Source organism: Mesorhizobium sp. M7A.F.Ca.AU.002.02.1.1, from assembly GCF_003998535.1.
In the GTDB taxonomy this organism is placed as follows: Bacteria; Pseudomonadota; Alphaproteobacteria; order Rhizobiales; family Rhizobiaceae; genus Mesorhizobium; species Mesorhizobium ciceri.
In genome coordinates this window covers 1-10,493 of sequence record NZ_RZPB01000140.1, presented here as the reverse complement: position 1 = coordinate 10,493, position 10,493 = coordinate 1, and the positions used below count along the sequence as shown (strand labels likewise).

The 10,493-nt window shown below is 63.7% G+C and carries 10 protein-coding genes and 1 riboswitch; of the genes, 7 read left to right on the top strand and 3 right to left on the bottom strand.

What is annotated here, in order from left to right; genetic code table 11:
* Nucleotides 1-269: 269 nt before the first annotated feature.
* Nucleotides 270-1,121, top strand: coding sequence for a hypothetical protein (locus EN879_RS11560; protein ID WP_063167712.1), 852 nt, complete (start codon nucleotides 270-272; stop codon nucleotides 1,119-1,121).
* Between the two features lie 8 nt (nucleotides 1,122-1,129).
* Here the strand turns inward: EN879_RS11560 and EN879_RS11555 are convergent, their stop codons facing one another.
* Nucleotides 1,130-1,756 carry a TetR/AcrR family transcriptional regulator gene (locus EN879_RS11555; RefSeq protein ID WP_027163205.1) on the bottom strand — a complete coding sequence of 209 codons (627 nt, stop codon included), beginning with the start codon at nucleotides 1,754-1,756 and terminating at the stop codon, nucleotides 1,130-1,132.
* A 124-nt stretch (nucleotides 1,757-1,880) separates the two neighbouring features.
* Between EN879_RS11555 and EN879_RS11550 the strand changes: the two genes are divergently transcribed.
* From EN879_RS11550 to EN879_RS11540, 3 genes are read left to right on the top strand one after another with little or no spacing between them, the layout of a single operon-like run.
* A complete protein-coding gene (locus EN879_RS11550) occupies nucleotides 1,881-3,068 on the top strand; it encodes an MFS transporter (RefSeq protein WP_063170196.1) in 1,188 nt (395 codons plus the stop codon).
* A 12-nt stretch (nucleotides 3,069-3,080) separates the two neighbouring features.
* Entirely contained in the window at nucleotides 3,081-4,358 is a 1,278-nt protein-coding gene (locus EN879_RS11545; protein WP_024504859.1) for a D-arabinono-1,4-lactone oxidase, read from the top strand.
* Entirely contained in the window at nucleotides 4,358-5,497 is a 1,140-nt protein-coding gene (locus tag EN879_RS11540) for an alanine racemase (RefSeq protein ID WP_063167713.1), read from the top strand. Before EN879_RS11545 ends, EN879_RS11540 begins: the two co-directional genes overlap by 1 nt.
* A 5-nt stretch (nucleotides 5,498-5,502) precedes the next feature.
* Here the strand turns inward: EN879_RS11540 and EN879_RS11535 are convergent, their stop codons facing one another.
* Entirely contained in the window at nucleotides 5,503-6,336 is an 834-nt protein-coding gene (locus EN879_RS11535; RefSeq protein WP_063170197.1) for an AraC family transcriptional regulator, read from the bottom strand.
* Between the two features lie 235 nt (nucleotides 6,337-6,571).
* Nucleotides 6,572-6,779: riboswitch (cobalamin riboswitch) on the top strand.
* A 164-nt stretch (nucleotides 6,780-6,943) separates the two neighbouring features.
* Between EN879_RS11535 and EN879_RS11530 the strand changes: the two genes are divergently transcribed.
* From EN879_RS11530 to EN879_RS11520, 3 genes are read left to right on the top strand one after another with little or no spacing between them, the layout of a single operon-like run.
* Nucleotides 6,944-7,732: an ABC transporter ATP-binding protein gene (locus EN879_RS11530; RefSeq protein ID WP_013532381.1), complete on the top strand. Its 789-nt coding sequence runs from the start codon at nucleotides 6,944-6,946 to the stop codon at nucleotides 7,730-7,732.
* Nucleotides 7,733-7,781: 49 nt separating this feature from the next.
* The gene (locus tag EN879_RS11525; RefSeq protein WP_063167714.1) at nucleotides 7,782-8,729 is read left to right on the top strand and encodes an ABC transporter substrate-binding protein; all 948 of its coding nucleotides are present in this window, start codon (nucleotides 7,782-7,784) and stop codon (nucleotides 8,727-8,729) included.
* A 29-nt stretch (nucleotides 8,730-8,758) separates the two neighbouring features.
* Nucleotides 8,759-9,745: an iron ABC transporter permease gene (locus tag EN879_RS11520; RefSeq protein WP_081714386.1), complete on the top strand. Its 987-nt coding sequence runs from the start codon at nucleotides 8,759-8,761 to the stop codon at nucleotides 9,743-9,745.
* A 25-nt stretch (nucleotides 9,746-9,770) separates the two neighbouring features.
* On the opposite strand, the gene EN879_RS11515 is transcribed toward EN879_RS11520, so the two are convergent.
* Nucleotides 9,771-10,493: phosphatidate cytidylyltransferase (locus EN879_RS11515; RefSeq protein ID WP_127274063.1), on the bottom strand; the 723-nt coding region annotated here is incomplete at its 5' end.

Sequence of the window (10,493 nt, the reverse complement as noted above, 5' to 3'; positions counted from 1 at the left end):
GAACTGCCAATTCCGGGGTAACCCCCAAGAGAAGGACATCGGCATTTCCGAGATCAAGTTCGCGATCGAATATAGCGACGGTTTCCGCTGTCGGCCGGAGCGGCGCTTCCAGAAGTTTCCAATGGCGGTGGTAATCGTCCCAATGATTTGTCATGCAATTCCATTGGCCCCCTGCACGCCTGGATTTTGGATATCACCGGGGCTTAATAGAGGTCGTTGGACAAGCCAAGACATTTCAAGGCATCTACAGACAGTCCAGGAGGTGGATAGTGGCGCGTATCGCCGTGATAACGCATGAGCATGACAGGTTCCTGGGCAGGCGCGATATTCTGCTGCGCAGGAGCAGCCCATACATGCTGTTCGACATTCTTGCGGAATTGAAAAGGCGCGGCCATTCGGTTCGGGTTCAGCAAGGCCTGTCGAAGCCGGTCAGCGCCGATATGGCGGTATTGCATGTCGATGCCACGGTGACGCCAACGGACTATGTCGACTATGCCCGGTGTTTTGCATTCTGCCTCAACATCGGCGCCGCCGACATATCCAAACGGCGGATCAGTGGTGCATTGATCGACAAAACCGACAGCTGGCAAGGTCAGGTGATCGTCAAAAGCAATCTCAACAATCGGGGAATCCCGGAGACGCTCCTCAACCGGCGATCCGAGCGCGCGGGCAAACAGCCGCCGTTTCCGCATTTGCCAATCTTGCACCCCTATGAGATCCACGGATCTCTCGGCGACGTTCCAGACGGCGTCTTTGATTGCGACGATCTCGTCGTGGAAAAGTTCATTCCGGAGAGAGAACCCGACGGTTTTGCTGTTCGTTTCTGGGTGTTTTGCGGAGAGCGAGAGCGCTGCACCCGCTACGTCTCCCCGAACGGCCTGGTCAAGGCATCGGAGACGATCCGGCGCGAGCCCGTCCCGGTGCCCGACGAACTGCGTGAGCGCCGGCGTGAACTCGGCTTCGACTATGGAAAATTCGATTTCGTCATGCATGAGGGCAGGGCCATCCTCCTCGATGCGAACAAGACTCCCGGCCGTCCGCAAAATCTCGTCAAGATGTTCGCGGCCGGCGCTTCGGATCTGACACACGGCTTCGAAGGCCTCGTCCATCGGGCGAAATAGGCGCGGCTCTAGAGGAACAGCCGCAGCTGCGTGTGAATGATAGACCGGTAATCCTCGATGGTCCGGCGGCTTTCCGCTTCGCCCTCGGCAAGCGCCAGGCGCACCACGCCGCCGGCGAGCTGGAAGATCAGCAGAACCATGCGTTCGAACTGCTCGCGCCTCTCGGGCTCCAGCAAGGCGATGACATGGTCGCAGAACATTTTGGCTTGGTGCCGCGTTTCGGCGAGGTCGAGGTTCTTGAGCGCCTTGTCGGCCTGGATGGCGTTCTGCAGATCCTGGATGGCCGGATCGCCGGCGACACGGCTGAGATAATCATCGAGCAGCCGGTCAGCGGCCACGATGACATCTTTCGCCTCGTGGATTTCGGCGATGATCGTCGTCAGCCGTGCCCGGCTGACCTCTGAAAACCGCTCATAGAGCATCGCCAGGATCGCCGATTTGTTGGGAAAGTAGTGGTAGACGGTGGCGATTGGCCCGCCCGCCAGCATGCCGACCTCCTTCATAGTGACGGCGTCGATACCCTTTTCCCCGATCAGCCGCATGGTCGTCGACAGGATCGCGTCGATGCGCTCGCGGCTGCGTTCCTGCTTGGGCTTGCGCCTCGGCTCGGTCGCCATTCTCTTCAATTCCGTCATGCACCGATCTTTCGCACGGTTTTTAGATTCCGGTTGACAAGAAATATGATCAAGTATCAGTTTCTGAAATACTGACAGGTTGTCAGCTTTTTTGCCGCGCGGCAAGGACGTTGGGGAGGCGCCTTTGGCTTCGACAGATATCGGCCACGCAGGCAGTGGCGACTGGCTGGTCGGCAATCCGACCGGCTGGCAGCTCGCCTCGGCCCTGTGGATCGGTTCGGTCGGCCTGCTCATCCTCGGCCTGCAGCCGGTGCTGCTCGGAGCTCTCTACACCGAAGGCCATGTCAGCGGCGACGAACTGGCGCTGGTCGCCACCGCCGAGATGATCGCCATTGCCATCGGTTCGGCCGTCGTGGCGATGCTGCTTTCGGCCCACAATATGCGCTGGAAAAGTGCCGTCCTTCTGCTGCTGCTGGCGCTGGCCAATGTGTGGACGGCCTATGCCGCGAGCGCCAACATGCTGATTGCGGCCCGCGCCCTTGCCGGGCTCGCCGAGGGCGGTCTGGTCGCCATCGCCACCGAACTGATCGCCCGCTCGCGGCGTGCCGAGCGCATCGGCGGCTATTTCGTCACCATGCAGACGCTGGCGCAATGCGCGCTCGCCCTGTTGCTGGCGCTCTATGTCATCCCGGCCGCAGGGTCGGCGGGTGGCTTCATCGTTCTTGCCGTCGTCTGCGTCGTGTCGCTGGCGGTCGCTTTCACCGTGCCCGGTGACTATGCCGACCTGCCCAAGGAAGAGAATCTGGCCAATGTGCTGACGGTTCCCTCGATGACCGCGCTGCTGTCGGTCTTCTGCTACTTCATGTTCTTCGGCGCGGTCTGGGCTTTTCTGGAGCCGCTAGGCGCGCAATACGGCATCGATGGCCGCACCGTCGGCCTGATCGTCTCGGCCAGCCTCGCGGTGCAGGTCCTGGGGGCGATGACGGCGACCGCGTTCGAGGCGCGCATCGATTATCGCCTTGCCATCGCGGCGATCGGCGTCGTGGCGCTTGTCAGTTCCCTGGTTCTTGCCAGCAGCCCCGGCCTGACGACGTTCTGGGTCGCTGCCCTGGCCATGGGCTTTATCCTGCTGTTCATCGTGCCCTACCAGATCCGTCTGGCGATCACCGCCGACGAGACGCGCACCGCTGTGCTGCTGGTGCCGGCAGCCCAGCTGTTCGGCCTGGCGATCGGGCCGATTGCGGCGTCGCTGCTCATCGATGGCAAGGATTTCCGGCCGGTGCCGGAATTCGCCGCCGCCAGCGCGGTGGCAAGCGTGGCGCTGCTCGGTCTCTTCGTTCTTGTGTCACGTCGCCGTCGTGCGGTTGCCTGAGCGGGGAGCGCCATGTCGAACACTTGGAGCAACTGGTCGGGCTTCGTAAGTGCCGAGCCCAAGCTGATCGCCAGCCCCGGCGATGCCGGTGAACTCGGTGATCTCGTCCGGACCGCGCCCGGCCCGGTGCGCGTTGCCGGCGCCGGTCATTCCTTCACACCGCTGGTGAAATCGCAGGGCACGATCCTGTCCCTGGAGAGACTGGAAGGGCTGGTCTCGCACGACGCGCAAAAACATCAGGCGCGGGTGCGGGCAGGGACCCGGCTCGGCCCGCTCATGCACATCCTGCAAGGAATTGGCCAGGGCCTGCCCAACATGGGCGATATCGACCGCCAGGCGATCGGCGGCGCGCTGGGCACAGCCACGCACGGCTCTGGGCCGACGCTCGGCGCCTATCACACGCAGCTGGAGACGGTGCAGATCGTCGACGGCCTTGGCAAGGTCCGCGACTTCAAGCGGGCAGGGGATCGGGACATGATCCACGCCATCGGTGTTGCGCTCGGCGCTTTCGGCGTGCTCACCGAAGTGACGCTGAACAACATCGCGACCTACCGGTTGCGCCGCCGCAAATATGTGCTGCCGATCACCGAGATGCTGCGTGATTTCGAGGCGATGATGGCCGCGCATCGCTCGGCCGAATTCTACTACATTCCGTTTTCCGGCTATGCGCAGTTCATCGCCAGCGATTTCAGCGATGCCGCACCCACCACGCGGCCGCCGGAAGAGGACGAGGCGGGTTTGAGGACACTGCGCAGGCTGCGCACTTCACTTGCCTGGCTGCCATCGCTGCGTGGCCGCCTGATCCGATCGGCGGCCGCCAAATTTCCCGCCGAGGACTACGTGCAGGACTGGCTCAACGTCTATGCCAGCGACCGGCAGACCAAGTTCAACGAGATGGAATATCATTTGCCGTTCGAGGAAGGGCCGAAGGCGCTGGCCGAGATCATCGAGCTGACCGAGAAGCGCTTTCCCGAGGTCTATTTCCCGATGGAGGTGCGCTCGGTCGCGCCGGACCAGTTCTGGCTTTCGCCATTCTACAACAGGCTGACCTGCTCCATCGCCATCCACCATGACGCCGCGAACGATCCTTTGCCGTTCATGCGGGCGGCAGAGCCGATCTTCCGCAGATATGGCGGCCGGCCGCATTGGGGCAAGATGCACAGCCTGAAAGCGGCGGAGCTGAAAAAGCTCTACCCGCGCTGGGACGATGCCATGGCGGCGCGCCGCGACATCGATCCGGAAAACCGCTTCGTGTCGCCCTACATGGCCGGCCTGTTCGGCATCGAATGATGAGCACCTATTTTTCCACCCTCTCGGATGCGCTGAAGACCGCCGGCATCTTCCGACCCTGCCTGCTGCTCGACCGCGATCGGCTGGACGGAAACATTGCCCTGGTAAAAGGGAGGCTGGATCCCGGCCTGGCCGTGCGGCTGGTCGACAAATCGCTCGCCTGCCTGCCGCTGCTTGCGCATATAGGCAAGGCGCTTCGCCATGAGCGCTTCATGACCTTCCACCCGCCGATCAGCGAGGCGGTGCTGAAGGCGTTTCCGGATGCCGATCTGCTCTACGGCAAGCCGATGCCGATCGGTGCGGCAAGGGCTGCGCTGGTGAAGGGTGATGCCGACTGGTCGCGTGTCTGCTGGCTGATCGACAGCGAGGAGAGACTGGCGGAATACGGTGCTCTCGCTGACGAACTCGGCATCGGCCTGCGCATCGCTTTCGAGATCGATGTCGGGCTGCATCGCGGCGGCTTTGCTGATCCCGCGGCCTTGTCGAAGGCGTTGAGCGCGTTGCCGGCCCGGCTGCATTGCGAAGGCGTCATGGCCTACGAGGCGCATGCGCCGCTCATTCCCGGCCTTTTCGGCGGACCGGCAAAGGCATTGGCGGAGGCGTCGGCGCAGGCTGCGGCGTTCGTCGCCTGTCTCGGCGCCGACCAGCGCCGTATCCTCAACATCGGCGGCAGCAAGACCGCGCTGCTTCATCGTGGCGGCGCGGCCAATGAAGTGTCGATGGGCTCGGCCTTCGTGCTGCCCAGCGACTTCGATACGCCAGGCCTAGAAGGCTTCCAGCCGGCGGCCTTCATTGCCACGCCGATCCTGAAAGTGGTCGAGCCGATGCTGCCTGGCCCGCCGGCCGTCACCCGCCTGCTGCAGGCGCTCGGCCGGTTTCCGCGCAAGGGCTGCTATCTCTATGGCGGCAAGTGGATGGCCGAGCCGGTCTTCCCCCAAGGCATGAAGACGAACGGCCTGCTCGGCCTGTCCTCCAACCAGCAATTCATGGGCTTGCCCGCCGATGCGGCCGCAAGGCCAGGCGACTACGCGTTTCTAAGGCCGACGCAGAGCGAGGCCGTGCTGCAGCAATTCGGGTCGATCGCCGTGTTTTCCGGCGGAAAGGTCATCGATCGCTGGCCGGCGCTGCCGATGGCGTGATCGAGCTACGCCTTCACCGGTACCCAGATCTCCAGCCCGCCATTGCCGCTGTGGGCATCGAACTCCGGTCCATAGCGCTCGAATTCCGGTGCATCCGCGATTTCGTGACCGGAGTCGGGCAGCCAACTGTTCCAGATCGTGTTGATCGTCCGGCGGATGGATGAGATGTGCTCGCGGTGCGAGAACACCGCATATTTCTGCGCCGGCACCCGCACCCGATAGAAGTCCTTCGGCAGATCCGCAAAGCCGGACACTTCGACGCCGACGACATAGTCGAAATTGCCCGCGTCATCGCCGTTAAGGCAGACGCCGTAGAAAACGCCTGAGATCTCGCCGGGGATGTTGCCGATATAGGGTGCAAAACGCTGCCACTGCATCGGAATCCCGGCGCTGGTTTCGCAGCTGTAGCGTTCGCCGAGGCCGGCGATCAGGAACGGCCGGCTGGTCTCGAAGCGCGGTGGTTCGAGATTGGTGAGGAAGGACTGGTCCATCAGGATCGGCTCCACGAGGTCGAGGTTGTTGGTCGAGCCTTGCGCGCGCACCAGTTCCGGCGTGGTGCCGAACTGATCGCGGAAGGCACGGGTGAACGCCTCATGCGAGTTGTAGCCGGCGTCGAGCGCGACGACGAGGATGTCGGGCGCTCCGCCGGCCAGCTTGCGCGCCGCCTCGGTCAGCCGGCGTGAGCGCATGTAACCCATCACCGAGCGGCCGGTTGCGGCGCCGAAGGCGCGCGTCACATGAAAACGCGACACGCCGCTGCTTTGCGCGACATCGTCAAGCGAGATCGCCTCCGGCAGATGGCTCTCGACGAACCACAGCGCTTTCTCGGTCGGGTTCATGGGGCTCCTTTTCGCATTGGCCGGATCATCTTGGCGTTTCCTGGCGCGGCCAGTTTGATCGAAATTGCGCATTCCGTGCAATCTGCGCCGATCCCATGGGCTTTCGCTTGACAGCGGGCCGCGTCATCTCCTAAGAATGTTATGTTATTACATAAAGTGAGCGTGCAATGCCTGTTTCCCTTAGCTGGCCCACCACTTCGTCCGAGAAATCCATTGCGAAGCGTTTGGTGGAAATCTACGCTGAAGTGGTGATGGTCCCCGAGCCGAAAGGCGAGGGGTGAAAAGGGAACACGGTGAGGCCTGTTCAGGTCGAGGCCGTGGCTGCCCCCGCAACTGTAAGCGGCGAGCAAAATCCGTGAATGCCACTGGCCGGCAAGGCTGGGAAGGCAGGATGGCGCAACGACCCGCGAGCCAGGAGACCTGCCATCACTGAGTTGACCGGACGGGGTGTGCCGGGAGGAAACGCGAATCCCGGCCTTGTCGGCCGGTTCGCCAGCTTCCTTCCGTCGCCAGTTTTGGAAAGTGACGGAAAGTTGGACGGCTCCATCGATCATCGCATCACCATGCTCACACTTTGCCGTCCCCGCAATCCGGCGGGCTGCAGCCGATGAGCGCAGCGCTTCTCGAAGCCCATGACCTCTGTGCCATGGCGAATGGGCGGAATCTGGTCCAGGCGGTCAGCTTCTCGGTGGCCGCTGGCGATCGCCTTGCCATCATCGGTCCCAACGGCGCCGGCAAGACGACGCTGCTGCGCATGCTGTCGGGCATGCTGCGGCCAAGTTCCGGCGAGGTGAAGCTTGGCGGACGCGGGCTGGACAGGATTTCGGCCGCCGAGCGGGCGCTGCATATCGCCGTTGTCGGCCAGACCGACCAGCCCGATCCGCGGCTGGCGGTGATCGATTATGTCGAGCTTGGCCGGGTCCCGCACGCCGGGCTGCGGCGCAGGCGCGAGGAACGCGATATCGCCGTCGAGGCGCTGCGCCGGACCGGCCTGCTGCCGCTGCTTGGCCGCACCGTCGGCTCGCTGTCGGGCGGCGAGCGCCAGCGCGCCCAACTGGCGCGCGCCATCGCCCAGCAGCCCAAAATCCTGTTCCTCGACGAACCGACCAACCATCTGGACCCGCGCGCCCGCGGCGAACTGCTCGACCTCGTGGCAGGCTTTGAGATGACGGTGATCGCGGTGCTGCACGATCTGGCGCTGGTAGCACCCTTCGCCACCAGGGTGGCGGTGATGAACCATGCCCGTCTGCAAGCGCTCGCCGCACCGCGCGAAGCGCTGGCCCAACAGCTGATCCGCGAGATTTTCGGCATCGATGTGCTGCGCCTGCGCCATCCAACCGAGGATCGAGAGTTGACGGTGTTCGAGGTTCCGAACCGTGCCGCGCCGCCGTCGTGATTGAAGCCGTTCCATAGTCGACCCGATCCCACCCACAAGGAGCATACCCGTGAAACGCCTCGCTTTTTCGCTTGCCGTCTCGCTGCTGACCTCGACCGCCTTCGCCTTCCCGGTAACCGTCGACAGCTGCGGCAAGCCGCTGACCTTCGACGCGCCGCCGAAGCGCGCTGTCATCCACGATCTGAACATGGCTGAGATGGCTTTCGCGCTGAAATTGCAGCCGTCAATGGTCGGCCTGACGGGCATCACCGGATGGTACAAGGTCGGTTCCGAATTCAAGGCAGAGCAGGGTTCGATCCCGGAGCTGGCGCCGAAATATCCGACGCTCGAAAACCTCGTGGCCGTGGAGCCGGATTTCTTCTTCGCCGGCTGGTACTACGGCATGAAGCCGGGTGGCGAGGTGACGCCCGACACGCTTGCCCCGCACGGCATCAAGACGCTGGTTCTGACGGAAAGCTGCGTCCATCTCGACAAGAGCCGCCCCGCCGCCTCGATGGACCTGCTCTATGGCGACGTCGAAAAGCTGGGCAAGATCTTCGGCAAGGAGGCCGAGGCTGAAAAGCTTGTCTCTGGCTGGAAGGCGCAGCTCGCCGACATCACCGCCAAGGTCGGCAGCGCCAAGGGCACGCGGGTGTTCCTCTACGATTCCGGCGAGGACAAGCCGTTCACCGCAGGCAAGTTCGCCATCCCCAGCGCCATGATCACTGCCGCCGGCGGCGACAACATCATGGCTGACATGGACACCAGCTGGGGCAACACGGATTGGGAAACGGTGGCGTCGCGCAATCCGCAATTCCTCATCCTGCTCGATTACCAGGACGGTGGCGGCTACAGGAAGCTGCTCGATTTCCTGAAAGCGCATCCGGCCATGAAGGAGACAGACGCGGTCAAGAACGAGCGCTTCGTCGCCCTCCGCTACGCCGAGCTGACGCCTGGACCCGCCAACATCGAAGCGATCGACAAGATCGCCAAGGCCATGCACCCGGAAGCATTTTGAGCTTGCGCCATCCGGCATTTGCGTTGGCCATGCTGGCGGGAGCGGCGGCGATCGCCGCTCTCGCTCTGCTGTCGATCGCCTATGGCTCGACGCTGATCCCGCTGGCCGACGTTGTAGCAGCGCTTGGCCGCGCAATCGGCTTAGGCGGGCACGACGTGTCCGGGCCGGTCGGCAAGATCGTCGTCGATCTGCGGCTGCCGCGCACGATCCTGGCCATCTGCGTCGGCGCGGGCCTCGGCGTCGTCGGCGCGCTGCTGCAGACAGTGACCCGCAACGATCTCGCCGATCCGTTCCTGTTCGGCCTGTCGTCGGGCGCCGCCGCCGGTGCCGTTTCCGTCATCACCGTCTTCGGCGACAGCTTTGGCATCTGGACGTTGCCGGTCGCGGCCTTCACCGGCGGCATATTGGCCGCCGGCGTCGTCCTGCTGCTGGTCGCGCGGGTGAGGGGCCAAGGGCCGGAGCGGCTGATCCTCGCCGGCCTTGCCGTGTCCTTCATGTTCACCGCCTTGACCAACTACCTGGTCTTTGCCGGCGACCAGCGCGCCGCCCACTCCGTGTTGTTCTGGACGATGGGCGGCCTTGGCCTGGCGCGCTGGGACAATATCTGGCTCGGCGCGCTGGGTGCGGGCACCATTCTGGCTTACGCGCTGTGGAACCACCGCCGGCTCGATGCCTTCCTGGCCGGCGAAAACGCCGCCGAAAGCCTTGGCGTGCCAGTGGCGCGCATGCGCCGAATGACGTTTCTCGTCGCCGCCTTCTCGACGGCGATCCTGGTCTCTGTCGCCGGGGTCATCGGCTTCGTCGGGCTGATGATCCCGCATCTGTCGCGGCCGCTGGCAGGCCCCTTGCATCTGCGCCTGGTTGCCAGCTGCGCCGTCTTCGGCGCGGTGCTTTTGCTGGCCAGCGATCTTCTGGCCCGAACGCTGCTGCCGCCGCAGGAACTGCCGATCGGCATCATCACCAGCTCGGTCGGTGCGTTCTTCGTCGTCACCATGCTGATCCGCAACCGGCTTTGAGCGCCTTTGGCAACCGGTCGCCGGATCACACAGTCCAGAAATAGCGCACGATGTGGAAGAACACCGGGGCGGCGAAGACCAGGCTGTCGGTGCGGTCCATCATGCCGCCATGGCCTTCGATGAGATGGCCCCAGTCCTTGACGCCCTGGTCGCGCTTGATGGCCGAGGCGACCAGCCCGCCTAGGAATCCCATCGAGCAGGCGACGAAGGCCACGCCTGCCGCCTGCAGCGCCGAGAAGGGCGTCACGAACGACAACAGCGCGCCGAGCAGGCTCGCCGACACCAATCCGCCGATCAGCCCTTCCCAGGTTTTCGACGGCGAGACGTTCGGCGAAAACCGGTGTTTACCAAACAGCTTGCCGAAGATGTACTGCAGCACGTCGCTGCCTTGCACGACGATGATCAGGAAGGCGATCAGCAGCAAGGTGCGGCCTTCGAAGCCTGGCACGTCGAGTGTCAGCAGGGCGGGGACGTGGCTGACGCAATAGACCGAGATCATCACCGCCCATTGCTGCGCGGCGATCCGCTCGAGGAAGCGTTCGGTGTCGCCATGCAGCGCCGTGATGGCCGGCATCAAGAGGAAGCAGTAGACCGGAATGAAGATGACGAAGAGCCCGTACCAGGCGGTCCACACCAGCCAGTACTGAAACGGGATGATGATGCCGAACATGCCGAGCAGCACCCAATGGTCGCTGCGGCGCGTATGCGTCAGCGTCACGAATTCGCGCAGCGCGGCGAAGGAAATCAG